The following is a 24,894-nucleotide window of genomic DNA, read 5'->3' as shown; positions in this document are numbered from 1 at the left end:
CCTTTTTATTATTGGGATAGCAGGGCTCGAACCTGCACTTACCTGATTCAGAGGAGTAAGTACGTTATTTTTCAAGGTGCAAAACAAACGTAAATACCTTTAAATCAGTACTTATGTACAATCGTAATTTTTTATATATGGTATCGAATGATACTTGTGGTAGTCAAAAGGGTAGTCAAAATCGATTGACTGCATGTTATTTTGAAATATAATCAGCGAACAAATCAGCCGTTTTATCTCTTGCCGCTTCTGTTACATGAGCATAAATGTTCATCGTTGTGGTTATATCAGAATGTCCCAATCGATCTTGTACGGATTTTACTGATGCACCAGCTTCGAATAATAGCGAAGCGTGGGTATGTCTGAATCCATGAGTAGAAATCTGTTTAAAATCTTTTGGAACGTTTTTTTGATTATATATTCTTTTCAACCAGTGTTTGTCAACTGTTGGATGATAGTATTCATTTTCATCAGTAGTGAATAAATTTTGGTCATTCTTTTTAGTCGGATGACCTAGCTTCAATAATAACTGTCTTTGAGTGTTTCTCCAACGTTTTAAATGATTCATAGTATCTTTGTCCATCGAGATAGTTCGAACGCTTCCTTTGGTCTTAGGAGAGCTTATATAGAGTGTCTTATTTTCACCACGAGCTAGACTCTTTGAAATGGATATCTGATTCTTTTCAAAGTCAACATCTTCCCAAGTAAGAGCATAGGCTTCTCCTTTACGCATTCCAGAATAGGCTAGTAATCTGAAAAAAGTATACACTTTGTTTTGATCAAATTCCTGAGCATATGCAAGAAATTTATTTAACTCATCCTTATCGTAAAAACCAATCTTCCTTGGTTCAACCTGTACTCGTGGCATTAGAACTTTCTTCATTGGATTATCATCTACAACACCAATATTAACCGCATAATCAAAAATCTTACCAACATAGAATTTCGACTTCTTGAAAGTTCTAGGACGTTCATCAGCCCAATTGTTCACGATTCTTTGGCAATACATTACATCAATTTTATCAATCAATTTATCTCCGAACATTGGTGTGATGAATAAATCAATGATTGAAACAGTAGCGGTGTATGTCACTTCTTTGACTGTCCTTTTGTAAATTGGTAACCATAGTTTTGTAACCTCACCGAATGTTTTCGCAGGCTTATTAAACTTGAATTTTCCATTTGCAACATCTAATCTAATTTGTGCTAATGCAAGTTCAGCTTCTTTGATGGAAGTAAAGCCACGTCTGGTGGTTCGTTCTTTTTTACCTGTATAAGGATTGGTTCCGATATAAACAGAAAACTCATAATTCATAGAACCATCATTCTTACGGTATTCCTTTATCTTAGCCATAATTGAATCAACTCACTTTCGTATGATACAATAGGCACAACTAAATAAGCCTATCGTTAGGTTTTTTATGTTAGCACGTCACTCAATCTTTGGTCGGGGAGAGAGACGTGTTTTTTTATTAATTTATTGGTTTAAATGTTGTATAGCATAATCAGCTTCTTCGGGAGTGAATTTTTCTCCAGCATCAGAAGTAAGTTGGTCTCTGATTGCTTCGGGTGACATTGCCATTTTATCTTGATACGATTTAGCCTTTTCTAAAGCGTTAGCGTTATAATCTGCTTTGAGATTATCTACAGCATATTGAGCAGCTTCAGGAGTAAACTGTTCCCCGTAATCCGAAGATAATTGATCGTATATTCCTGCTTTAGACATATGCATAGTTTTTGAATACGATTCTGCTTTTCTAAGAGCGGATTTATATTCTGTTGGAATACTTGCTTCTTGTGCTTTTTGCTCTTCGGCTTGTTTTTTTGCGGCTTCATTTTCTGCTTTCTTTTGTGCAGCAGCAGCTAAGACTTGAGCATTTGGCTTTATGGTTACCTTTGAGTTTTTAGTGTTTCCATCCAAAGTTGAGTAAATCGTAATTTCCTTATTAGAATCACCAGAAAGTTCATAATCTAATGAAAAATCCCCATTAGAATCAGCCTCAGTTGAGTCTCCTACAATGCCCATCCCAACTGAAACGTTAGCCTTAGGCGATGTTTTTCCAATAATTTTAGCGACTCCATTATCATCGGTTTCAATCTCAGTAGAATTAAGAGATAATTGTAAATCTGATTCTTTTGAATTTTTACTACTAGATTTTTCTTCCTTCTTTTTACTAACAGTTTCTTTTTTGTCTTCTTTCGTTGTGCTGTCTTCTGACGATGGATTAGTTACACCAACTATCACCATTGAAATTATTGCAAGCCCAATAGCAATATTTCTATTGTTTTTGTTCGGTGATTTTTTTATAAAGTACCAAATCCCCACACAACTAATAATGAAAATAAGTGTAAATAAGTTAGACATTCTTTTTCCCCTTTTCTGTGTTAAAATTACTTTGTCATAAACCTTTGTAAGGGGAGACTAGTCCGTGTGCCAGCACGGGCTATTTTTATTAAAAATAGAATTCATCAAATTCATCACCAATACCAAACTCATTTTTCAAATCTTCTAAGTACATAGGTGAGTTTCCAGTTCTTTCTGTATAGAAATTTAACAATAATGCTGCTGTAAATTTATTTGCTTCATACTCCAATTTGTTTTTCTGTGATACTCCAGATGTGTAATAACTAACTAAACCTGGATGTTCAATTGCATGATAAAGTTCATGTGCCATTACTACAAAACGATAAGGAGAATCAATATATTTTGCATTGATCAGAAGTAACGGTTTTCCAAGTATATAGCTTGTTTCACCATGAAATGCATCTGATGTTTCAATAAACTTGTATTCAATACCAAAATAATCAGCAATAGCGAAGGGATCGAAAGTTGAGTAATTTCGATGTAAAGTTCTTATTAATTGTCGAATATTCTCATAATAGTAATACCTCATATATTAGGACTCTCTTTTCTCTTTAAGCCTTTCCCAAAATACCTGCTCGATTACAGCATTGATTCTTTCTCTATCCTCTTTACTCAACTCAATTCCACCATACGCCATTGGTTGATTAGACTTCAACACTTCTTCCAACTCGATTACATCGTCATCAGTAGCCCAATCAGGAGCATTTTCAGCACGTTTGATAGATTCAAAATGTTTGTCAGTTAATTTACCATCCAAGTCTTTCCAATCAGGTTTCCTATATCTTGGATCAATATCGCTTTTATCTACTCTAAATTTATCAGCGATTATCTCAAGATTATCTTCCTTAATAGTTGATCGTTTAGCAAAATAACCAGAAAGGGTAGATGTTGGGATACCAGTGAGTTCAGAAATTTGAGCTTGAGTCTTTCCTTTAGTAATTCTTTTTAAGTTGTTTGAAATATCTTCACGTAGTTTTCTTTCAAACTCATTAATTGGAGGTCTGCCCATGTTATTTACTCCTTTTTTTATCTATTTGATAAATACTATAATAACGAGTTTTTTCGTTTTAATCAATCATAAACTCGTTAAATAACTTTGTTTTTTAAATAAAAAAACGGAATTAATCGTTGACGAAACGAGTTTAATCGTGTAAAGTTTTGTGTGTAGAAAGGAGGAAACGAAATGACAAAGAAAATTTCTTTAGAAGCAGCTCGTGTATTAATGGGATTATCGCAACAAGAAGCGGCAGAAAAATTCAATGTTCACTATCAAACTCTAGCTAAATGGGAAGAAAATCCAAAATTGATGAAATATGAATATGTAGAGAAAATTCCATCAATTTATATGGTTTCACCTGATGCCATTTTTTTTTGGAAGTAAAAACGAGTTTAGTAGTTACTACCGAGAAAAAACAACGGATTAAGTAGTTAAATAACTAGGAGGTGATAACAGTGTCAGTATTAAGTGATGAGTTTTTGAACAGGTTACGTGAATCTGTTGTTTCAATTGTCCGTGATGCGTTCCAAATCTTCATGAAAGAGAAATCAGACGAAAGCAGGTATCTGCAGCAGAAAGATGCTCGTGCCTATATCGGTGGTATTGACGCTACTGATTTCAACAAATTAGTAAATGACGGATTACCTGAAATTAAACTTGGACCATCTAATAAACATAAACGATATGACAAACGAGCAATTGATGAATACATGTTGACCCACACGAAGAAAGGGGTATGAGGATGAAGCGTATTAACTTCCAAGCAACTCTTTTATCAATGGTAGCAATTCCAGCATTCACTTTAATTAATGTTTGGTTCGCTTATGCCTATATCTGCTTATTTCTATTATCAATTGGTTGGGAAGGGAAACGAAGAACGTTGAGAGGAGATGAATAAAAATGCCAAAGTATAAATCAAAAGACAAATATTCAATTAATGAAGAAGGGCAAAAGGTTTATTCAATCACACCAACAATTTATGTTGGAAAGGGAACTTTAGACAACGGCGAAGAGTTTGAGTTATTAACAACATGGGGACAATCACCAGTAATTAGATTTGCGAATGGTGATGAGGTTAGTTGGTCTTGGAGTGAGCTAGCAAATGAAGCAATGCGATTGAAAACGGAGAAGGAGGGTGAAAAATGAATCCAGTAGAAGAATACTTTTTTGACAACAATATTGAAGTTTGGTCAAAAAAATCAAGTGGAGCACTGACATACATTAGTACCAGTGAAGGTGAATACATTCTTGAGGACAATAATCGACTATACAAAGTTATCGGAAACCGAAAAGAACACATCATTCTAAAAAAAGAGCCAGTATCGTTGGCAGACGATACCAGCCATTAAATAAATATTACTAACTAAGGAGAGTGTAACACATGAAAACATTGAAAGCATCAGTAAGATTTATCAACGATTTGGAAAGACAACGAAGAACGGAAAAGGTTTATCACTATCTCACAATGATCCCTGATTTAAACGAAGGTGATTTAGTGGTTGTTGAAACTCAATATGGTTATGCGGTAGCAGAATTCATTGCGTATAAGGATGTTATTCGTAAAGCAGCTAAATCATTCATCATTCAAAAAGTTGACACTTCTCACATTGATAATCAAAAAGAGCAACAACGAAAAATCGAATCTTTGAAAGCCAAAATTGATGAAAAAGCTAAAGAAGCTTTGCAGCGTAAGAAACTGAATGAATTAGCTCAAGATGACATTGAGTTGAAGATGTTATTGGATACATTGGACAGTTTGGAAGGCAATGTCTAACCTAGTCAAACTCTTCAAACACCAAGAAGAAGCACTCAATGAAACCTATGAAAAGAATCGAGTTGCTTATTACCTTGATATGGGATTAGGAAAGACCTTTGTTGGGTCAGAAAAACTATGGGAATTGAATACACCATACAATTTAGTCGTTTGTCAAAAATCGCAAATATCCGATTGGAAAGAACATTTTGAAACTTACTATCAAGAATACAAAGTAATCGTATATGAGAAACAATCGTTGGAAATCATACCACCAGAATCAGTGTTGATCATCAACTATGACAAGGCGTGGAGAAGGGACGAATTAACTCGTTTAGAAGACTTTACGCTATTACTGGATGAATCTTCCATGATTAAAAACGAACGTTCTAATCGCTCGAAATTCGTCTTAGAGAAGCTACACCCAAACAATGTTATCTTGCTTAGCGGTACACCAGTTAGCGGAAAATATGAAGAGATTGTTTCTCAAGTCAATCTTCTAGGTTGGAAGATCAGTAAAGACTTATTCCTAAAACAGTATACAGAACGTGAATGGGATGAAATTGATGGTGGGTACAAGATCGTTGGTTATAAAAATGTCGATCGCTTGAAGAGAAAGCTAACGAAATATGGTGCGGTATTCATGAAGACGGAAGAAGTCTTTGACCTTCCACCACAAAACCATATCAATGTGAATGTGAAGAATACCAAGCTGTACAAAGAGTTTTCAAAACATCATATCGCTGAATATGAAGGTGAAACCATCGTAGGCGATACTCCAGCAAGCGCTAAAATGTATCTTCGTCAATTTGCTGGATTCATGAACAAGAATAAAGTTCAACGATTAAAAGAGTTGATTCAATCGACGAATGATAGGCTAATAGTTTTCTATAACTTTAAAAAGGAATACGAAATAATAAGTCAATTGTGTGAAGAGTTAGAAAGACCTGTAAGCACTGTAAATGGTCAGATGCGAGATTTATCAGCGTATGAAGAAAAGAACAATAGCATCACGCTAATCCAATATAAGGCAGGAGCAAGAGGGTTAAACCTTCAAAAGTCCAATAAGATTATCTATTTCACACTTACTGATGAAAGTGAACTATTTGAACAAAGTAAAAAAAGAACCCATCGAATTGGTCAAGATCAACCTTGTTTCTATTACTACCTATTATCAGAAGGAAGTATTGAATGGCGAATGTTGCAAGTGTTAAAAGAATACAAAGATTATACGGATGAACTCTTTGAGAAGGAGGAGGTCAAAAAATGAGTGCACCAGTGAGAAAGCATCATCAAGTATCCAAAACAAGAGGGTTATTTACAACTGGAAATCATTTTAACTCAAGGCGAAAGATTGATACGAATCTACAAAATGATGATTTCGCTATTGCTTTTGGATCAGATAAAGTAAGGATTCTCAAAATGTATAACTGTAGTGCGATGGTCGAATATGCCAACCTTGAAAGAACTGTTATCAGTTTCGACAATTTGGTGAAATGCAAATGAGAGAATCAGCATTTCAAAATAAAGTAATCAACTATTTGAAGCAACATGATGTTTGGTATGTGAAGTATTGGGCTGGAAGTAAGTTCACAAAAGAAGGTATTCCCGATATTTTAGCCTGTATTGATGGAACATTTCATGGAATTGAGTTGAAGAATGAAACAGGAACACCAAGTAAGTTGCAACTCTATAACATAAGGAAGATTCAAGAAAACGGTGGTGAAGCATATGTATTGCGACCACAAGATTATGAAGAATGGAAAGAGAGGTGGTTTAGGTGAAGAAAAATAAGACGTTGTATTTACCAATAGGAGTTATTGAGATAGCTCAACTTATAGAAGACGGTAAGGGGGAACAAATCTTTTATGAAGCTGAGGAAGGTGAGTTATTCAATGCTTCAAAAAGTTTCTTTAGCTTCGATGATTTACAGGAGAAAAACTATTACATCCGAACCGAGGATAAACCAGTGATTGAGCTAGGACGTGATATTGATGCAGTATAGCTATTCACGAGTGTCGCTTTTCCAAGATTGTCCGTACCACTTCAAATTACGGTATTTGGATAAATTGACGGAGTTACCAAACTATAGCGCAAGCAGTCCGCTAATTCTTGGTCATGCACTTCATAAAGGGATTGAGACGAATAAAGAAGAAATGTTGAGTGATTATTTCAACTCTTATCCTGTGATCACAGATGATCAAATCAACGAAGCAATTAAGTTAGAAGCGATGTTACCGAAGGTAAAAGAATGGTTAACTCAGTTCGCTGATTACGACGTGATTAATGAATATGAAATCAATGAACCAAGTTATAGAGGTTTCGTTGATTTGATAGTGAAGATGCCGGACGGACAATGCTTAGTAGTAGATTTCAAGTACAGTAATTCAATTGATAGATATATGGAGTCTGAACAGTTACATGTTTACAAGCACTATCTAGAAAAGCATGGTTTCAAAATAGAACAGTTAGCCTATTTATTTGTTGAAAAGACAAATGTTAGACAGGGAAAAAAGGAAGACCTCTTTCAATTTAGAAAGCGATTAGTTGAAAAATTGAGATCAGCGAAAATCACGTTCGTACCAATAGAATATGATCCAAAAAAAGTAAATGATTTTCTGGTAGCAATTAAGAAAATTGAACATGCGAAAGACTATCCAAGAAACGTATCAGGAAATTGTTTTAGTTGTGCAGCAATTGATGCAAAGAAAAAAGGTAAGTGGACCGTTTTAAAAGCACCAGAATATTTAGATGCAATTCAAGATGAGAATGGAGAGATAGAGATGATTTTACCAAAGAATGAACGACGAGAAAAGAAAGTTGATACTAGACCTGATTTATGGATTTATGCAGATAGTTACGTTGGAAAATCAACTTTCATTGATCAGTTTGATAATTTGCTTTTCTTAAATACAGATGGAAATACTGATAACACTACTAGTCCAGTAATGTACATCAATGATGAAGTTACTAAAACAGGGCGCATCACAAAGCGTAAATTTGCATGGGAAACATTCTTAGAAGTTGTTGAAGAATTAGAAGCTGATTCACAGGATTATGAAGCTGTTGCACTAGATTTGTATGAAGACATTCGTGATCACTGCCGCAACTACATCATGGATAAATATAATTGGGAACATGAGTCTGATGGATCATTTGGGAAAGGTTGGTCAATGGTCACAAAAGAGTTCCAAAAAGCTATTAAACGACTAAAAGCAATCGGACTTCAAATCATTTACATCTCTAAAGAATTGAAGAAAGAAGTCACACTTAGAGGTGGAGCTGTTAGAACTACTTTTATGCCAAACATTGATGATAAAACGGCGAACTTTACAACTGGAACTGTTGACTTAACATTGCGTGCTTACGTCGACGAAGAAGATAATCATATGTTGCAATTGAAAAAGGAATCAAATGTTTTTGGTGGAGGTCGCTATGAATTTCTAATAAACGAAGTACCTCTTGAAAAAGAAGCATTTCTGGAAGCACTTATTGACGCTCAGAAAGGGAAAACAGTAAAAAGCAAAACTACATCACAAGAAACGACTAAAGACGTTATTGGAGATAACAAGACTACTAAACGTGGTCGAAAGAAAAAAGAATCCGATACTGATGAAGTAGCAGAAGAAGTAAGTAAGGATACGACGGAAGAAAAAGTTGATGAACCAGTGAAAGAGAAAAAAGAGCGTCGGAAACGTCGTAAGAAAGCAGATGTTGAGGTGACCGACGATGAAACTCCTCCTGGAGAATCTGAACCAGATAACGAAGAGCAAGAAGAAAAAGAAGAACTACCAAAACGGAAACGTCGTGAGCGTAAAAAGGAAGAACCAAAAGAAGAAGAATCTAAAGAAGAAAAATCATCACGCCGTCGTCGCCGTAGAGATTCAAAATAGCTAAGTCATCTTGAAAAACGCAACATCATTCTAGGAGGATTCACAATGGAAGAATTACGTAATTGGAATGTTCAAGTTCTTGATGTAAATGGAAATGTTAAATTCCAAGCGTCTGTATATGGAAATGAAAAAGAAGCAAGATCACTGTTAAAAACATTTGAGGACAAATATTGGAGGAAAAAAAATGCGTAGACAATTAAACACAAAAGAAGAATGGTTTGCTAACACAGAAGAGGAAGCCAACAAAATTGTAGAGGAAGCAAAAGAAGAGTTTCCAGATGAATTGATTGGTCATTCAATCGCTTTGAAATCAAATAAAGCTGGCGAGTATTACTTAGTCAAGTTGGACGTTAAGTACAACACACCAGCAGGAATTATGGAATCAGAATTGAGTAAAGATCAGCAAGAAGATTCTGAGGAATGGGAAGATGAGAAACAAGAAACAGAAGAAGATGGTGACAAGGAATGACCTGTCCAATTTGCGGTGGGAATCTTGAGGAAGAAGTTGCAAACGAACACGGCTTTCACTGTGATACTTGCAGTTATCCTTATTCAGAAGACAAGGATGATAAAGGGGAAGATTAATAATGTGGCTATTCATTGATAGTGAAAATGACAGTGGGTTGCAATCCATCAAAGCCATAGCGGATTCTAAGCGAGAGCTATTAATTGAAATTGCAAAATACACTTTAGAGAAAGATGTGAGCACTGAGTATTTTCAAATCGGACAAATAAAAAATAATGAAATTACGGAGGAAAATGCATAATGACAGAACAAACATTTGATTGGAGCAAATTCGATAAAAAAGTAGACCTTGACGCACTCAAGAATGATGTTAAAGCAGCAGAAGAAAACGGCGGTGGAGATTTCCCTGATATTCCAATAGGCAAATATGAAGTCAAAGTAAAAAACATGGAACTAGGTCAGTCTAAAAAGGGCGATCCAATGTTGAAGGCTCAGTTTGAAATACTTGATGGTGAATTCAAAGGTAACTTGATTTTTTACAATGGCGTAATGCAACCAGAAAACGAAAAAGCCTTTGGCTTCCAAGTGCATAAGAATAATGAATTGTTACGTGCTCTTTGGGATGCAGACGAAGATGAAGTTAAGTTCGATGGATTTAAAGATTACGCTGATTTGGTTCTAGATATTGCGGAAGAAATCATTGAGGATGAATGGGAGTATATTCTAGAAAAAGGCGTTACCAAAAAAGGCTATGACACCTATGAAATCCTAGAAATCCTTAGTGAAGACTAAAAAAATAGGGGCGTATCAAAGCGCCCCTTACTTATTAAAACTCAAATGACATTATAATGTTTGTCTCATCGTTAGTGAAATCAACCTGAACAGTGTCTCCCATTGGAACATTTTTCACCGGTAACTTTTTATAAACAAAGTCAATCTGAGATTCAGTGTTTTCGTTAATAGGATAATTCAATAAGTATTCTTTGGTTACCTCTGAGGGAATCAACTTAATTTGATAAGCTGAGATACTTCCATGATTGACCTTGTGTACTTCTGGAATAGGGATTTCAAAGTTTATAACATTAGAAACTTTTTTATTATTAGAAGTGGTCTTGTATTTAACCGAATACTTAATTGAATTGTCCATCATGCTCAAAATAATATTCTTTATCGATTCTTCCATATTGAGCTTGTTGACACGGTCATTAGAAATTGAGTTCTCACCTGAAAAATTATTCATAAAATACCACCTTTTACAATTTTTAATCATTATCTCATGAAAGGAGTTGAGTGTCATTCTCTTTTATGATTATGAAGTGTTTAAGCACGATTGGCTAGTGGTGATCATGGACACTGATTCGCAGCAGGAACATATCTTTATCAATGACCGCGAAGCACACAATGAGTTTTACAATCAACATAAAAATGATATCTGGATTGGATTTAATTCTAATGGCTACGACAGATATATTTTAAAATCTTTGGTTTGTGGATTTGATCCAAAAGTAGTCAATGATTTCATAATTGAACAAAGAAAAAAGGGATGGGAGTTTTCCAGAACTTTTAATAAGATTCAATTATTCAATTATGATGTGATGGTGAATAGAGCTTATTCATTAAAACAATTAGAAGCCTTTATGGGTCATGATATAAGAGAAACGACAGTATCGTTTGATATTGATCGGAAATTAACGGAGCAGGAATTACAAGAAGTCATTTTTTATTGTCGTCACGACGTTCAAGAAACAATGCAAGTTTTTTCTCATCAGCTCGGAGAGTTTCAGGCTCAAATGGCACTAGTCAATGAGTTTAAACTACCACTTAGAAATATATCAAAAACTCAGGCTCAATTGTCAGCGACTATTTTAGCCGCAACTAAGTTACCAAAAGAGATTACCGAACAAAATGATATTTCTTTTCCTTCAACAATGAAAATTAGTAAATATACTCAAGTGGTGGATTTTTTTAAAAACTACAGTGAAGAGAATAAAGAACTATCAACCACAATTTCTGGAGTACCGCATAAGTTTGGTGGCGGTGGTATTCATGGTGCTATTCCAAAATATCAGTTTGAATGTGGACCGGATGAATATATGATCATGGCTGATGTGGATCAACTGTATCCAACATTAATGATTGTATATGATTTGCTGTCACGAGCGGTTTCTCAACCTGAGAAATTTGAAAATATTCTTTCAACTAGTTTGGAATTGAAAGCTGCTGGAAAGAAAAAGGAACGTGAACCATATAAACGAATTTGTAATATCACCTATGGTTCAGAGGGCGATAAATACAACGCTATGTATGACCCAAGAAATCGGTTGTTAGTATGTATTTTTGGTCAGTTGCTTCTATTAGATTTGATTGAGAAATTGGAACACATTCCAAGTATGAAACTAATTCAATCCAATACTGATGGGATCTTAGTTCGAATAAAGAAAAATGATTTTCAATTGTTTGATGACATTGTTTTTGAATGGGAAGAAAGAACCAAACTTCATATGAGTTTTGACTTCTATAAAAAAATCTATCAAAAGGACGTAAATAACTACATTGTCATTGATTACGATGGAAAGCATAAGTCAAAAGGTGCTTATGTAAAAAAACTAAGCCCTCTTGATTATGATTTACCAATCGTCAACGAAGCAGTGATTAAATATTTTGTTGATGGAACACGAGTAAAGAAAACAATCAATCAATGTAATGAACTAATCAAATTTCAAAAGGTCACAAAAATTAGCGGAAAGTTCGAATATGCCATTTATGGAAAAAGAAGACAATCAGAAAGAGTTTTCCGACTTTTCGCAAGTAAAAACGGTAAACAATTAATGAAAGTAAAAAACGGTACACCGCAAAAAATTGGGTACACACCAGAATCTTGTAAGATAGATAATTCGGATGTAACCAATAAAGCTGTGCCTGATTGGCTAGACAGAGAATGGTATGTGAAGGTGGCAAAAAAGAGAATTAAAGATTTTCTTGGTTAATTAAATTATGGAAGGAGTAGAGGTTTGCTGCAGCAGAAAAAAGCTTTTTACTCTTTTGTAATTAGACTTGCAGAAAATAAATGTGTTATCACTTTTTGATGGAATAAGTTGTGGTCAAGTTGCACTAGAACGAGCAGGAATTGAAGTTGAAAATTACTATGCTAGCGAAATAGACAAACATGCCATTAGCATAACTCAAAAAAATTATCCGTTTACAATTCAGCTCGGAGATGTGAAGAATTGGCGTGAGTGGAAGTTGCCAAAGATTGATTTGATTATGGCCGGTAGTCCATGTACCTATTGGACCATAGCTAAGAATTATAGAGCAAAACAAAAAAAGGAAACAGAACCAATAGGTGAAGGTTGGGATCTGTTTAAACAATTCTATAATACAGTTACTGCTTTGAAACCAACGTATTTTCTATTTGAGAATAATCATCGAATTTCTAAAAATATCATTGATGCTATCACAAAACATTTAGGAGTATCTCCAATCCTGATTGATAGTAGCACTGTTTCAGCTCAAAAAAGGAAACGACTTTATTGGACAAATATTCCCAATATAACGCAACCAATAGATAAAGGATTATTGATAAAGGATATTTACGAATATGATGAAAATCTTATCAAAAAGGATATCCGAATCTTTGATACAGCGGTAATTACAGATAACTACATTAAGTATGACTTGTCATATAAAGGACACTACTCACAACAAGATCGATTGTATTTTCTAGATGGAAAAGCTCCAACTGTGCCGAAAAGTCGAACTGAAACAAAAGTAAATATTCTAATATCGAGGGATGATATTTCAACTTACAAAAAAATAAGTCCTGTTGAAGCAGAACGTCTTCAAACTCTACCTGACAATTATACTTATGGATTACCAAAAACAAGAAGATTTGAAGCGATTGGAAACGGTTGGACAGTTGATGTGATCGTACACATTTTAAGATTCATGAAACATTGAAAAATTTCTTGAGGGAAGAAATACTCTCTGCTGTGAATTTTACGAATCAGCACTAAGGTATAGTTTGGAAGTTTATATTATTAGGAATGGAATATATAAAAAAAAGAGCTGAAAAACAGCTCTGTCACTTACCACCAACAATATAATTTGTTGGTGAAAAATCATAATCATCAGGAAAGTTGTTTAACCAACAATATGTCATGTTTGAATTTTCAGTAAGACTAATTCCATAAATTCTCAGAATATGATATTGATAATTTTCGTATCCATTTAAATTATTCTTGCAACTTTCCATTACGTAATATTCATTTTGAGACATATGAAAAGGTCGATTATCTTTTGAAGTAGTTGATTTTACTTCAATAAGGTGTTTTCCAGTTTTAGTTTCAACTAAAAAGTCAACACCAAATCTATCTCCGCCTCTTTCTTTACAGTATGGTCTCAATTTAGTTATATCCGTAAATTTATCCTTAATTAAATCAAATGCTAAGTCCTCACCCTTATCACCAATTTTTTTGTTATTCTCAGCACGCTTTGTATAATCAATTGAGATAGTAGATTTATCAGAATCAGGATGAGGCGGCGTAGATTTGGCTATTGGTTTAAGCACTTGATTCACTTGTTTCAATTTGGAGTATTCAACAGAGTCATGTTTCACTTCTGTATTGTTATCTAATCTGACATCAGAATCTAGATATTTTAATAATGAATCAGGTATTTCTGTAAGGTAGTTTGCATAACGATAGTTTTTCTCTACAATACTTTTGATTTGTTCAGTATCAACGTCTTTAGCATCAATGTGTACAAGCTTGTCTAAAAACCATATATTCGGGAAGTCAGAATCATTCCATAGCAAACGAGAAATGTCTGGTTTTTCAGTCAATGCTACAACAGCTCTTGCAATGGAAACGTATCTATTGGTTTTAGTGTTTGGATCGTATGTGTAGAAAAGTAAGTAAAAAGGTTCATCAGATTCAAAAAAGTCGGTTATAAACCTTTTATTACCATTTTTCATTCCCCAAACTGGATATGTTGAAGTACCAACACTTTCTTCAATTTGATTTACTATTTCCTGAGATAAAACGTTGTTTGCTAATAAGAATGAGCTGGATTGAGGGTTTTCCACGGTGTGTTTATAGTTAGGATATGCTTTTTGTTTATTAGAGGTGGTAACACTTATTATTTTCACTACGTATTTCCTCCTAAATTATTTTTCATTTATTTTACTTAATACTACCATTCATTGAAAGGCAGGTGAATAAAAATTTATAAAGGATATTTGAAGGGTTCTGAAAAACATGCTGCAGAATCTTTTAAGAATAAAGAAGAAAAATTACTTTCCTATAACACTGTGAGAAAGTTCGATTCTTTTGTAGGAATATTGGAAGACGACTTTGTAATGGTTGATATTGATACACCTGCAGAAGCCAAACTTTTATTAAAGATCATTGATTCTCTCTCTCTTGGTTGTGCTGTTCTAAAAACCAACAAAGGAATTCACATCTATTTCAAGGGTTACGAATTACGGAAGAATAATATCGAATGGTATTCGGCAATTGGTGTAAAGGTAACTACTAAGCTTGGAAGTAAAAATACTGCTGATCCTTTACGAATAAATGGAAAAAGTAGACGTTGGATCAGAAAAACGGATAATTATGATCCTCTTCCTCGGTGGATTTATCCAATGGACAAAAAGAAAAATCACATTACGGATATTGATGAGGGCAATCGAAACCAAGAGTTATTCAATTACATCTTGAAACTCCAATCAGTCGGAATGAATAAACGTGAAATACGTGAAACGATTCGAATCATTAACAAATTCATTCTATCTAAATCACTTTCGGATGATGAAATAAATGTGATTCTAAGAGACGAAGCATTTATGAAAGAATCCTTCTATAAAGGAAATGTTTTTCTTCATGATAAATTTGCTCAGTTTTTGATTAGTGAACACAATATAGTATTGATCCAAGATGTTCTTCATATTTACGTGGATGGAATTTATTCGGATCATCAAAACGATATTGAAAAGGCAATGATAAAACATTTGCCCGGACTTACGAAGGCAAAACGTTTAGAAGTTTTGAGCTACATCCAGTTAGAAGCAAAGGAACGTCAACTTGCACCAACGAATTATGTAGCGGTAAAGAATGGAATCCTAGATTTAAATACTTGGGAATTACTTGCTGCTACTCCTGAAATAGTTATTAAGAATAAGATTCCTGTGACATATAACAAAGGGGCATATTATGAAACAACTGATAAAACATTGAATAAGATTGCCTGTCATGATAAATCATTACGTAAAGTCTTAGAAGAAATATTTGGTTATATCCTTCTAAGACGTAATGAAATGGGTAAAGCTTTTATTTTAACTGGAGCTGGATCAAACGGGAAATCATCTTATTTAAAAATAGTTCGACGCTTAGCAGGATCAGATAACACTTCATCATTGGACTTGAAAGAATTGAATCAACGTTTTAAGACTGCTGAACTATTTGGTAAGTTAGCGAACATCGGTGATGATATCAGTGGAGAATATATCAAAGACAATTCAGAGTTTAAGAAATTAGTTACTGGTGAACCATTGAACGTTGAACGAAAGGGGCGAGACCCATTCGACTTTTCCAACTATTCTAAATTGATTTTCTCAGCAAATAGGATGCCACGAATCAACGATACATCATCTGGATTAATGCGGCGTTTGATGATGATTCCTTTCAATGCGAAGTTCAGTGCGAATGATAAAGACTATGATCCATTCATTCAAGACAAATTATTGTCTGACGAATCAATGGAATATGTTTTGAATCTAGCAATTGAAGGTTTGAAACGACTATTGAAAAATAAAAAATTCTCGCCTTCCAAAACAATTGAAAAAGAAACCTCTCAATATGAAATACAAAATAATCCGATTCTTGGATTTATCAAGGAATCAGATACAAAGATTGAGAATGAAGTAGTTGGAGATGTTTATCGCATCTATCAAGTTTGGTGTGTAGATAATGGTTATCAGTCAGTAGCAGCTAATACTTTCAGTCGTGAAGTAAATAAGGTATTAGGAATGGAAACGAAGCAACAAAAGATTGATGGAAAAAATAAGCGTATCTATATAAAAAAGGAAAAGTAAAAACCTATGTGATCGTTTTTTGATCAAAACAAGGGTCTATTGATCAAATTTGATACAAATATCATAGTTCATATTTGACTATTTACTCTAAAATTAGCTAAGTAACGATTAATACCGCTACTGGTAACGATAAGACCGTTACCGATTTATCATTATCATATCAATGTTTGTGAGCAGTTGGTAGCGGTGTAACGGTATGCTTCAACTTCTTTTATATAATAGTAGATAGAAAAATTAATAGTTAATATATAAAAGAAAATATATATAATATATCGCTACTATTACATATGTAAACGTTCTGTATCCATTGTGCCACAAGGGATACAAGCGGTAACGGTTAGTAACGATAGGTAACGGTAAATTAAGTAAAGTAGGTGATTCCTTCATTGAAAGATGAAATCAAAAAGAAAAAATCTTTTTTAAAACGATATCGAAACTATTTAATCCGAATCGAACGATTAGAAGAAAAGCTTTTAAGTATTGATAATCAGTTAGAAGGAATGAGTAGCAAACGTATAAGTGATATGCCAACAGGTGGTTTACCAGTCACGGTTGAAGATATCTTAAATAGGAAAGATGAAACAAAGAAACGAATTCAAAGACTGATTGATAATTCAGTATGTGTTAAGTCTGAAATCTATGAAGTGATCGACCACATAGATGATTATCGCTTTGCAGAAGTATTAGAAGCATACTTCATTGAATGTAAAACATTAGAATGTATTGCTGACGAAAAGCATTATTCCATTCGTCACGTTGGTTTTCTGTATGGTAAAGGAATTGAAATGATTCAAATCAATGAGTAATTCACTTCATTTTTAGTTCCTTTTCACTTCATTTTTATCTCATTACCATTTCTGAGTTTCTGTTGTAATATTGTAGTATCGAGAAATATATGAAAGGCATCTGTCATCGACAGGTGTCTTTTTTGTGTTTTATTCATAAGTAGGTGATCAAGTGACAGAAGAGTTTTATCGTTGGTTAGTAAATCTAATTCGTGATAATAACCTAAAGAAGTTTTATGACTGTGCCAAATGGAGAAAGTTAAGACAGTCCGCAATGAAGCGAGATAACTATGAATGTCAGATGTGTAAGCAGCAAGGCAAGTATCACAAGGTGAACAATGTTCATCACATCAAAGAAGTGAAAGATAGTCCAGCATTAGCATTGGATATTAATAATCTAATCTGCTTATGCATTGATCATCATAACGAAGCACATGAGAGATATGTTGATGGTCAGAACAAAAAGGTAAAAGCCTTTAAGAACTTTGATTCAAGTGAGAGGTGGTAATGATAGTGAACGGATGTGGTAACACATGATCATTAAAGATAACGCAAGAGAGTATGACATGAAGAAGTTCGATGAGTATTCATCAATGACTCAGGGAATCATTAACAGATTAATCTATTCAAGGTTTGATTCAATAAGAAGTCTGTTGGCAAACAATAGATGTAATAAGTTAAGAGCTTCAACACTTAAAGAAATGATTCAAAACGAAAATGATTTGGAAAGAATAAAAAAAGTTTTTGATTACTCGACAGAAGAAATTATTTTTTACGTTGACTACTCAATAAAAAATTTTCCGTTCGTAAAATAATCCCCCCATCAAAAAATTTTTGAAATTTTAAGGGAACCAACGAACGGGGAGGACTGACAGGAAAAAATATTTTTTTGATTTCTCACGTATAACCGTGGGGGTGGGTGGATTAAATGAAAAGAGGTGATGAGGTTGGCTCGCCAAAAAAGAAAAGATGTATACAATTCACTTTATTCTGCATTGGATGCTAAAGGCTTAACCGCTGCATATTTCCTTGATTTACTGGACCAATACATGGTTCTTTGGGATGTTCAAAGAAAGTTAACAACCGATATTAAAAAGAGAGGTCCAGTAGTCGAATGGCAAAATGGAGCCAATCAAAAAGGACTCAGAAAGAACGATTCTATAGTGGAATTACCCAAAATTTCAAAACGAATGACTGATATTTTGAGACAATTAGAAGTCGATTGTTTTATCGAAGTCAATCCTCTAGAAGGAGATGACGGCGATGACGAAGATATCGGATTATAAACATATCAAAAATTATTTTGATGCCATTGATTCAGGACAGATAAAAGTATGTAAAGATCAATTACTTTTAAAAGAGTATTTGCTCACTCGTGTTTTGAACCGTGATGATGTTTATATTAATGAAAAAATGATTGAGGATTCTATTGAAGTACCAAGCGAATACTTTCCTTTCGATTTATTTCTTTGGCAAAAATTTGCACAAGTATTCATCTATGGTTTGAGATGGAAGAAAGATGACTCGCTAGTTTTTGATACCTACTTTGTTTATGTCGGTCGTGGTTCTGGTAAAAATGGATGGGTTTCTTGGAATGGATTTTTCATGATGTCAAAAAAACATGGTATTCCTAACTACGATATAGATATATATGCTACCAGTGAAGAACAAGCTATGACATCATTCAACGACGTCTACAATGTTTTGAAGGATAATCCAAAACTTACAAGTGCTTATGCTTACAACAAAACAGAAATAAGAAATAAGACTACTAATAGTAAGCTACATTACAATACTTCAAACGCTCGAACGAAAGATAGTAAGCGACCAGGTATGAATGTTTTTGATGAAGAGCATGAGTACAACGATTACAACGTTATTGAAGTAGCTAGTTCAGGTGGTGGTAAAGTGAAAGATTATCGAGAGTTTCATATCACAACAGATGGAAATGTTCGTGGCGGTCCATTGGATGATATGAAAGAAGAAGCAAGAGCAATACTACATGGTGAATTAGGAATTGACAAAGAAGGGGCTGCTTTTTCAAGCATGTTCCCTTTTATTTTTAGGCTTGATGATCCTAGTGAAGTTGATGATCCATCAAATTGGGAAAAGGCTAGTCCTTCGTATAATTTGAATCCGTCACTGCATAAAAAAATGAATACTGAGTATGCAAAGATGCAGCGCCGCCCATCATTACGACTTACTTTCATGACCAAGCGTATGAATTGCCCGATGGAAGATAGTCGTTTTGCAGTAGCAAGTTATGAGGATGTTTTGCATACAAAAGAAAAAGAATTTCCAGAACAGTTAGAAGAAGTCATTGGAACTCTTGATTTTGCTGATCGTCGTGACTTTGCTTCGGTTGGTTTACTAGGGAAATATGTAAATGACGTTCATTTTGAGCAGCATACTTTTATTCATGAGTCTGCTTTAAAGCTACAAAACATCAAAAGAGAAATTATTGATATTGCTTTAGAGCAAGGAAAAGCTCAAATTGTACATGGAAAGAATATTGAAGCAGAGTATATTGTCAATTGGTTTCTTGAAATGAGTAAAAAATACTACATTAAAAAAATTGTAATGGATATGTTTAGAGCTAAAATACTAAAGCCTGCTTTAGAAGAAGCTGGTTTTATTGTTGAAATCGTGCGGAGCGGATCAATCACACATGGGAAGTTGAAAGATTTGGTCGATGATTTATTTATCAATCAACGTGTTTACTTTGGAGATGATGCAATTATGAGATGGTATTGCATGAACGTTTATGAAGAACATATTGCCAACGGAAATATTCGCTATGAAAAGATTGATGCGGAAACTAGAAAAACGGATGGATTCTTTTCTTTTTTACATGGGCTTAATTGTTTGGATGATATTTATGATTCTGGACCAATCACCAAAAAAAATACTGATCAAAAAGAATCCAAGAAAAAGAGTTTTAATACTCTTGTTTTCTAGAAGGGGGGTGGAAGAGTGGGGATAGTTCAACGAGCAATTGACTTTTTTTCAAGACGTTCTACACGGTCATTGGATGATTACTTCTATTCTTTAAAAGTAGATTACATTTATCGAAAGTTTGCTATTGAAACATGTATTGATTTAATAGCTAATGCAATGAGTAAGGCAGAATTCAAGTCATATGAAAATTCTAAGTTCACCAAAAATGAAATGTTCTATCGGTTAAATGTTGCACCGAATGGAAAAACAAACGCAACCGAATTTAGAAAGAAGATGATTCGAAGGCTTATTTACTATAACGAAGTTTTGATTGTTTCTCCTTCAAATTCTTCATCTGAGCTTTTCATTGCTGATAGTTGGAATGTTGAAGAATATGGTATGAAGGATGATATTTTCTCTCAAGTCCAAATTAACAATGTGGTTCTTGATCGTGAGTTCAAGGAAAGCGAAGTTATTTACTTTGAGTATGCGGATGAACACATTCGTCAAGTAGTCGATGCTTATTATTCAGCATATGGGAAATTGATATCAAGTGCTATGAATGTGTATAAACGTTCTAATGCAAAACGTTTGGTAATGAAAGGAAATTTATTTAGACCTCAAGACGGAACAGCACAAGCAGAAATAAATGAAATGATGACAGCTCAGTTTAAGGACTTTATGGAAGCTGATAATGCTGGTTCGGTATTTCAACTTCAAGAAGGATATACACTCGAAGATATTTCTGGAAATGCTCAATCAAATTCTAGAGATATAAAAAATCTAATAGATGACATTTATGAAATGACATCCTCAGCGTTTCACGTTCCTAAGAACTTACTTAAAGGTGACTTAAGTGGTTTATCGGATCAGGTGGACGCTTTTTTAATGTTCGAAATTAATTTTATCGCTGAGCTTATTCAAGATGCTTTTAATGCATCAATTTATGAAATGGATGAGTATCTAGCTGGTAACTATTTGCGAGTAGATACGACGATGATAAAAGTCGTTGGGTTCAAAGAACTGGTTGAAGCAGGAGATAAAGCCATCGGTTCAGGTCAATTCACGATTAATGAAATGCGTGAGCGTGATGGGAATGATCGTGTCGATGATCCGAGAGCAGATAAGATTTATATTACTAAAAACTATGATGACGCAACGAAGGGAGGTGACGCTAGTGACAACGATGAAGACAATTCTAGCAGTAAAAAATGAAAACACTGATAAACCCTCAATTCATATTCAAGGCTTTATTGGTTCAAGCTGGTTCTTCGAGGGAAACACAGACAAAGGAATCAAGAACATTTTAGATAGTTTAGGCGATAAAGAAGAAATTGATGTTGTAATCAATTCGAACGGTGGAGATGTATTTCAAGGTATTGCGATTGGAAACTTATTAAAAGCAAATAAAGCTAAAATCAATATCATCATCAACGGTTTAGCTGCAAGTGCTGCTTCAATTATTGCTATGGCTGGTGATAGTATCAAAATTTTTCCAAATGCTCAATTAATGATTCATAGAGCTTCAACGTGGGCAGAAGGAAATGTTGATGTATTTCGTCAAACCGCCGATCAATTAGAATCTATTGATAAATCAGTAAAAGCTTCATATAAAAATCGCTTCAATGGTTCTGACGAAGAACTTGATGAACTTCTAATTGCTGAAAAATTTATGGATGCAGAATCAGCCCTTAACTATGGATTAGTTGATGAAATTATTGACGAGATTCAAGTTGATCCATTAGAAGATGGGGATGACGAAGAAGATATTGATGCGGTATTAAATCAAGTGAGTGAAGAACGAGAAAAGAAAATGGCTGCATTTACAGCAGCAATAGAAAAAGCATTTGGATAAGGAGATGTAATAATGACAGTAAAAAATTTAAAAGGTGTAACGGATGCTAGTACTCAATTAATGACTGCATTCAAAGATAATGATGAAAACAGTTTCGGTGAAGCAATGGTTGCTTTATCTAGTGAAATTCAAGACCGTATTTTGAAGGAAGCTCAAACTACGAATCAGGATCAATTAGTATTAATGAACCGTGGTCAGCGTGTCTTAACCAGCCAAGAAACTAAGTATTACAACGAGGTAGTTAATAATGATGGTTTTGCAGGCGTGGAAGAATTAGTACCAGCGACTATTTTTGAACGTGTCTTTGAAGATTTAGAGAATAGTCATCCATTGTTGCAAAAAATCACTTTCGTTAATACCACTGGTGTTACTGAATGGATTATTAGCCGTGGTGTCAATCCAGCTTGGTGGGGTAAGTTGTGTGAAGAAATCAAGAAAGTTCTAGACAATGGTTTTGACACAATTAACATGAAGCAGTTCAAATTATCAGCATACATTCCAGTATGTAAAGCTATGTTGGAACTTGGTCCAATTTGGTTAGACCGCTATATTCGTACGGTTTTAGTTGAATCTTTACGTATCGGACTAGAGCAAGCAATTGTTGATGGTACTGGTAAAGATATGCCTGTTGGGATGATGCGTGATATGTCTTCTCAAACAAATGGCGAGCATCCTCAAAAAGCTGCCGAAGAAATCACTACTTTAGATGCTACTACTATGGGTGGCTTGATGGCTCGCTTAACTGAAATCAATATTGATGGTGTGACTGATCCAATTTATCGGACTATTAACCCAAGCGATGTGCTTATGATCGTGAACCCATTTGATTATTGGGCTAAGGTATTTCCGGCTAAATCTGTGTTGGCTGACAATGGTCAATACGTTCAAGTATTACCAGTTCCAGTATCAGACATGCAATCAGTGGCAGTTCCAAAAGGTAAAGCTGTTTTTGGTCTAGCATCCGATTACTTTATGGGTATTGGATCAACACTAAAAATTGAAGAATCTGATGAATACCATTTTGTTGAAGACGAACGCATCTATTTGGGCAAGCAATTAGCGAATGGTCAGCCAAAACGAAATGACAGTTTTATTGTCTTGGATATTTCAAAACTTGGAGCTGCTCAAGAGCCTGAAACTCCTCCAACACCCTAATGAACCCGCTAAAAAAGTAGCGGGTTTTTCTATGGCTATGACAGCCGATGAAATGCGCAATGAACTAGATATAAAAGGCGTTGAGTATAAATCTACTGACACAAAGCCGAAGCTACTAGAAAAGCTTTTAGAGGGTGATTCGAATGAAGCTTGATGCTATATCTAAAGAACTATTGGATGAAGTAAAGGATAAGCTTGATATTACTTGGGATGATAATGATGCTAGTGTGAAATCAATTATTTTCAGAGCTTGTACTTATCTTCAATCAAAGGTTTCTCAAAAATTACAATTCACTCAAGACTCAGAAGAATATTCGTTGTTGCTTGAGCGTTGTCGATATGATTGGAATAATGCATTAGATGAGTTCGAAACGAATTACGCAAGTGAGATATTAAGTTTCATTCAATCCTATGCTTTAAAAGATTGGCGTGATAAAAATGGTAAATCAACGAATTCGTGAAACTTTCAATGATGGAAATCTAACTATAAAAACACAGATTACGAAGCGGAATGAACTCAGAAAAAAGGTTGGGGCTGGTTACGAAAAAGTAGCCGGTCCTTTGCGTTATAGAAATCTGTCGATTCGTGAAAGTGATTTAGCTGCAATGGATGCGATAGGTTCAAAACTATCGAAGAAGGTTAAGACTCCTTATCATCCAATAGCAAAGAGTTACGAAAAGGACAAATACTTTGTAGTAATTGATGGTGTTCGATTCAATACAGTTTATGTTGATTCAGATAAACACTATCTCTATTTTTATCTAGAAAGAGTGGGTGATTTCACTGGAAGAATTGAATCAAAATGAGAAAAAAAGATTATCTACTCAATCTATTGAAAAGATGAAGTCGTTGGAAGACTATTTTTCGTTACCTGTCTTTCAAGACTTTTTAAGTGAAGATGAAAAGAAAGCTTTAGGTGATAGTTACGACTACTTCATTTTTGAAGAAAGTGAAATTGTCATGGCAACTGATGAGAAAAAGTACTCATTCCAGCAAAAAGTATATGTTTCATTCTATTCTGAAAATCGTGATTACTTAACAGGTGATCAGTTGGACGTGATCACTCTCTTACACAATGCGAACTACAAGTTTACTGGATCAGATGTTAATCACCTCAAATTAGACAATCAAGACCGATATATAGACTTGGTTGTTTTTTCTTTTTCTAGAATTATCAGGAGTGGTTGTTAATGGTGAACACATGGGAACTATCCATAACTGGTCAAGATGAATTGCTTATTAAAATGGAAAAGTATGCTAGTGAAAGTGAACGAATTATTAATAACGTTTTGAAACAAAAAGGTTCAGATATTGCAATCAAGAAAATTGAGCCTACTGTTCCAGTGTCAGAAGAACGTTTAAGAAACGGTCACAAGCATGCGAAGTTTAGTAACCCATTTAAAGCAACTCATGAAAATTTGAGGTTCACTATTCGACCGAAACCAAAATTCGGATATTTGAAGTATCCCGAATTAGGTATAGGTCATTCAAAGAATAATGAACCAGAGGAATTTATGCAACGAGGGTTACAAATTTCATTAGACCCTATTACGGAAGCTTTGCTAAAAGGCTTTGATGAATTAAATAAATAAGGAGG

36 protein-coding genes and 1 pseudogene are annotated in these 24,894 nt (G+C 34.4%); 31 read left to right on the top strand and 6 right to left on the bottom strand.

Translation table 11 applies throughout. The features are described from left to right. Window positions 1–196 precede the first annotated feature (196 nt). The 4 genes and pseudogenes from JZO85_RS00825 to JZO85_RS00810 form a co-directional block, all read right to left on the bottom strand. Window positions 197–1,354 carry a site-specific integrase gene (locus JZO85_RS00825; protein WP_207106601.1) on the bottom strand — a complete coding sequence of 386 codons (1,158 nt, stop codon included), beginning with the start codon at window positions 1,352–1,354 and terminating at the stop codon, window positions 197–199. A gap of 123 nt (window positions 1,355–1,477) precedes the next feature. Continuing rightward, a pseudogene (locus JZO85_RS23480) lies at window positions 1,478–1,786 on the bottom strand (Ltp family lipoprotein); the annotation flags it as partial. Between the two features lie 667 nt (window positions 1,787–2,453). Then, window positions 2,454–2,894: an ImmA/IrrE family metallo-endopeptidase gene (locus JZO85_RS00815; protein ID WP_207106600.1), complete on the bottom strand. Its 441-nt coding sequence runs from the start codon at window positions 2,892–2,894 to the stop codon at window positions 2,454–2,456. 3 nt (window positions 2,895–2,897) lie between these two features. After that, entirely contained in the window at window positions 2,898–3,374 is a 477-nt protein-coding gene (locus JZO85_RS00810) for a helix-turn-helix domain-containing protein (RefSeq protein WP_207106599.1), read from the bottom strand. A gap of 174 nt (window positions 3,375–3,548) precedes the next feature. Here JZO85_RS00810 and JZO85_RS00805 point away from each other — a divergent pair, with 174 nt between their 5' ends. From JZO85_RS00805 to JZO85_RS00735, 15 genes are all read left to right on the top strand, one after another. After that, entirely contained in the window at window positions 3,549–3,746 is a 198-nt protein-coding gene (locus tag JZO85_RS00805) for a helix-turn-helix domain-containing protein (RefSeq protein WP_242550136.1), read from the top strand. Window positions 3,747–3,817: 71 nt separating this feature from the next. Continuing rightward, window positions 3,818–4,102 (top strand): hypothetical protein, encoded by a 285-nt coding sequence (locus JZO85_RS00800; protein WP_207106598.1) that lies wholly within the window; start codon window positions 3,818–3,820, stop codon window positions 4,100–4,102. Between the two features lie 2 nt (window positions 4,103–4,104). Beyond that, window positions 4,105–4,260: a hypothetical protein gene (locus JZO85_RS00795; RefSeq protein WP_207106597.1), complete on the top strand. Its 156-nt coding sequence runs from the start codon at window positions 4,105–4,107 to the stop codon at window positions 4,258–4,260. 2 nt (window positions 4,261–4,262) lie between these two features. Then, on the top strand, window positions 4,263–4,508 hold the full coding sequence (locus JZO85_RS00790; RefSeq protein ID WP_207106596.1) for a hypothetical protein: 246 nt from the start codon (window positions 4,263–4,265) through the stop codon (window positions 4,506–4,508). Further along, entirely contained in the window at window positions 4,505–4,711 is a 207-nt protein-coding gene (locus tag JZO85_RS00785) for a hypothetical protein (protein ID WP_207106595.1), read from the top strand. The genes JZO85_RS00790 and JZO85_RS00785 overlap by 4 nt, the downstream gene beginning before the upstream one ends. A gap of 32 nt (window positions 4,712–4,743) precedes the next feature. Then, window positions 4,744–5,136, top strand: a complete 393-nt coding sequence (locus JZO85_RS00780) for a hypothetical protein (protein ID WP_207106594.1) — start codon at window positions 4,744–4,746, stop codon at window positions 5,134–5,136. Beyond that, complete coding sequence (locus JZO85_RS00775) at window positions 5,129–6,385, top strand: SNF2-related protein (protein ID WP_207106593.1); 1,257 nt, start codon at window positions 5,129–5,131, stop codon at window positions 6,383–6,385. Before JZO85_RS00780 ends, JZO85_RS00775 begins: the two co-directional genes overlap by 8 nt. After that, window positions 6,382–6,621, top strand: a complete 240-nt coding sequence (locus JZO85_RS00770) for a hypothetical protein (RefSeq protein ID WP_207106592.1) — start codon at window positions 6,382–6,384, stop codon at window positions 6,619–6,621. Before JZO85_RS00775 ends, JZO85_RS00770 begins: the two co-directional genes overlap by 4 nt. Continuing rightward, on the top strand, window positions 6,618–6,899 hold the full coding sequence (locus JZO85_RS00765) for a VRR-NUC domain-containing protein (RefSeq protein ID WP_207106591.1): 282 nt from the start codon (window positions 6,618–6,620) through the stop codon (window positions 6,897–6,899). Before JZO85_RS00770 ends, JZO85_RS00765 begins: the two co-directional genes overlap by 4 nt. Beyond that, window positions 6,896–7,120, top strand: coding sequence for a hypothetical protein (locus tag JZO85_RS00760; protein WP_207106590.1), 225 nt, complete (start codon window positions 6,896–6,898; stop codon window positions 7,118–7,120). Before JZO85_RS00765 ends, JZO85_RS00760 begins: the two co-directional genes overlap by 4 nt. After that, window positions 7,110–9,008: an AAA family ATPase gene (locus tag JZO85_RS00755; protein WP_207106589.1), complete on the top strand. Its 1,899-nt coding sequence runs from the start codon at window positions 7,110–7,112 to the stop codon at window positions 9,006–9,008. Before JZO85_RS00760 ends, JZO85_RS00755 begins: the two co-directional genes overlap by 11 nt. Window positions 9,009–9,053: 45 nt before the next feature. Then, window positions 9,054–9,200 carry a hypothetical protein gene (locus tag JZO85_RS00750; protein WP_207106588.1) on the top strand — a complete coding sequence of 49 codons (147 nt, stop codon included), beginning with the start codon at window positions 9,054–9,056 and terminating at the stop codon, window positions 9,198–9,200. After that, window positions 9,193–9,477 (top strand): hypothetical protein, encoded by a 285-nt coding sequence (locus tag JZO85_RS00745; RefSeq protein ID WP_207106587.1) that lies wholly within the window; start codon window positions 9,193–9,195, stop codon window positions 9,475–9,477. The genes JZO85_RS00750 and JZO85_RS00745 overlap by 8 nt, the downstream gene beginning before the upstream one ends. A gap of 118 nt (window positions 9,478–9,595) precedes the next feature. Next, window positions 9,596–9,775, top strand: coding sequence for a hypothetical protein (locus JZO85_RS00740; RefSeq protein WP_207106586.1), 180 nt, complete (start codon window positions 9,596–9,598; stop codon window positions 9,773–9,775). After that, window positions 9,775–10,266 (top strand): DUF669 domain-containing protein, encoded by a 492-nt coding sequence (locus tag JZO85_RS00735; RefSeq protein WP_207106585.1) that lies wholly within the window; start codon window positions 9,775–9,777, stop codon window positions 10,264–10,266. The genes JZO85_RS00740 and JZO85_RS00735 overlap by 1 nt, the downstream gene beginning before the upstream one ends. Before the next feature lie 34 nt (window positions 10,267–10,300). On the opposite strand, the gene JZO85_RS00730 is transcribed toward JZO85_RS00735, so the two are convergent. After that, window positions 10,301–10,714 carry a hypothetical protein gene (locus tag JZO85_RS00730; protein WP_207106584.1) on the bottom strand — a complete coding sequence of 138 codons (414 nt, stop codon included), beginning with the start codon at window positions 10,712–10,714 and terminating at the stop codon, window positions 10,301–10,303. 76 nt (window positions 10,715–10,790) lie between these two features. Between JZO85_RS00730 and JZO85_RS00725 the strand changes: the two genes are divergently transcribed. After that, entirely contained in the window at window positions 10,791–12,461 is a 1,671-nt protein-coding gene (locus tag JZO85_RS00725; protein WP_207106583.1) for a DNA polymerase family B protein, read from the top strand. Between the two features lie 82 nt (window positions 12,462–12,543). Continuing rightward, window positions 12,544–13,431, top strand: coding sequence for a DNA cytosine methyltransferase (locus JZO85_RS00720; RefSeq protein WP_207106582.1), 888 nt, complete (start codon window positions 12,544–12,546; stop codon window positions 13,429–13,431). 124 nt (window positions 13,432–13,555) lie between these two features. Here the strand turns inward: JZO85_RS00720 and JZO85_RS00715 are convergent, their stop codons facing one another. Further along, window positions 13,556–14,620, bottom strand: a complete 1,065-nt coding sequence (locus tag JZO85_RS00715) for a protein NO VEIN domain-containing protein (protein WP_207106581.1) — start codon at window positions 14,618–14,620, stop codon at window positions 13,556–13,558. A 210-nt stretch (window positions 14,621–14,830) separates the two neighbouring features. Between JZO85_RS00715 and JZO85_RS00710 the strand changes: the two genes are divergently transcribed. The 14 genes from JZO85_RS00710 to JZO85_RS00645 all read left to right on the top strand — a co-directional run bounded on the left by JZO85_RS00710 (window position 14,831) and on the right by JZO85_RS00645 (window position 24,889). After that, window positions 14,831–16,564 (top strand): phage/plasmid primase, P4 family, encoded by a 1,734-nt coding sequence (locus JZO85_RS00710; RefSeq protein WP_207106580.1) that lies wholly within the window; start codon window positions 14,831–14,833, stop codon window positions 16,562–16,564. Window positions 16,565–16,950: 386 nt separating this feature from the next. Further along, window positions 16,951–17,370 (top strand): hypothetical protein, encoded by a 420-nt coding sequence (locus JZO85_RS00705; protein ID WP_207106579.1) that lies wholly within the window; start codon window positions 16,951–16,953, stop codon window positions 17,368–17,370. 151 nt (window positions 17,371–17,521) lie between these two features. After that, window positions 17,522–17,857, top strand: coding sequence for an HNH endonuclease (locus tag JZO85_RS00700; protein WP_207106578.1), 336 nt, complete (start codon window positions 17,522–17,524; stop codon window positions 17,855–17,857). A gap of 25 nt (window positions 17,858–17,882) precedes the next feature. Next, window positions 17,883–18,164, top strand: a complete 282-nt coding sequence (locus tag JZO85_RS00695) for a hypothetical protein (protein WP_207106577.1) — start codon at window positions 17,883–17,885, stop codon at window positions 18,162–18,164. A gap of 132 nt (window positions 18,165–18,296) precedes the next feature. Continuing rightward, complete coding sequence (locus tag JZO85_RS00690; protein WP_207106576.1) at window positions 18,297–18,635, top strand: P27 family phage terminase small subunit; 339 nt, start codon at window positions 18,297–18,299, stop codon at window positions 18,633–18,635. After that, entirely contained in the window at window positions 18,613–20,307 is a 1,695-nt protein-coding gene (locus tag JZO85_RS00685; RefSeq protein ID WP_207106575.1) for a terminase TerL endonuclease subunit, read from the top strand. The genes JZO85_RS00690 and JZO85_RS00685 overlap by 23 nt, the downstream gene beginning before the upstream one ends. Window positions 20,308–20,322: 15 nt before the next feature. Beyond that, the gene (locus JZO85_RS00680) at window positions 20,323–21,501 is read left to right on the top strand and encodes a phage portal protein (protein ID WP_207106574.1); all 1,179 of its coding nucleotides are present in this window, start codon (window positions 20,323–20,325) and stop codon (window positions 21,499–21,501) included. Next, on the top strand, window positions 21,473–22,141 hold the full coding sequence (locus JZO85_RS00675) for a head maturation protease, ClpP-related (RefSeq protein WP_207106675.1): 669 nt from the start codon (window positions 21,473–21,475) through the stop codon (window positions 22,139–22,141). The genes JZO85_RS00680 and JZO85_RS00675 overlap by 29 nt, the downstream gene beginning before the upstream one ends. Window positions 22,142–22,153: 12 nt before the next feature. Next, window positions 22,154–23,296, top strand: a complete 1,143-nt coding sequence (locus tag JZO85_RS00670; protein ID WP_207106573.1) for a phage major capsid protein — start codon at window positions 22,154–22,156, stop codon at window positions 23,294–23,296. Between the two features lie 31 nt (window positions 23,297–23,327). Then, window positions 23,328–23,450: a hypothetical protein gene (locus JZO85_RS23025; RefSeq protein WP_242550134.1), complete on the top strand. Its 123-nt coding sequence runs from the start codon at window positions 23,328–23,330 to the stop codon at window positions 23,448–23,450. Continuing rightward, the gene (locus JZO85_RS00660; protein ID WP_207106571.1) at window positions 23,440–23,757 is read left to right on the top strand and encodes a phage head-tail connector protein; all 318 of its coding nucleotides are present in this window, start codon (window positions 23,440–23,442) and stop codon (window positions 23,755–23,757) included. Before JZO85_RS23025 ends, JZO85_RS00660 begins: the two co-directional genes overlap by 11 nt. Then, complete coding sequence (locus tag JZO85_RS00655) at window positions 23,735–24,103, top strand: head-tail adaptor protein (RefSeq protein WP_207106570.1); 369 nt, start codon at window positions 23,735–23,737, stop codon at window positions 24,101–24,103. The genes JZO85_RS00660 and JZO85_RS00655 overlap by 23 nt, the downstream gene beginning before the upstream one ends. Further along, complete coding sequence (locus JZO85_RS00650; RefSeq protein ID WP_347401772.1) at window positions 24,072–24,488, top strand: hypothetical protein; 417 nt, start codon at window positions 24,072–24,074, stop codon at window positions 24,486–24,488. The genes JZO85_RS00655 and JZO85_RS00650 overlap by 32 nt, the downstream gene beginning before the upstream one ends. Further along, window positions 24,488–24,889 carry an HK97 gp10 family phage protein gene (locus tag JZO85_RS00645; protein WP_207106569.1) on the top strand — a complete coding sequence of 134 codons (402 nt, stop codon included), beginning with the start codon at window positions 24,488–24,490 and terminating at the stop codon, window positions 24,887–24,889. Before JZO85_RS00650 ends, JZO85_RS00645 begins: the two co-directional genes overlap by 1 nt. The last annotated feature ends 5 nt before the right edge of the window (window positions 24,890–24,894 follow it).

This window comes from Candidatus Enterococcus murrayae, assembly GCF_017315985.1.
In the GTDB taxonomy this organism is placed as follows: domain Bacteria; phylum Bacillota; class Bacilli; order Lactobacillales; family Enterococcaceae; genus Enterococcus_A; species Enterococcus_A murrayae.
Note: the sequence above shows the minus strand (reverse complement) of the source record. Positions and strands in the feature narration are given on the sequence as shown.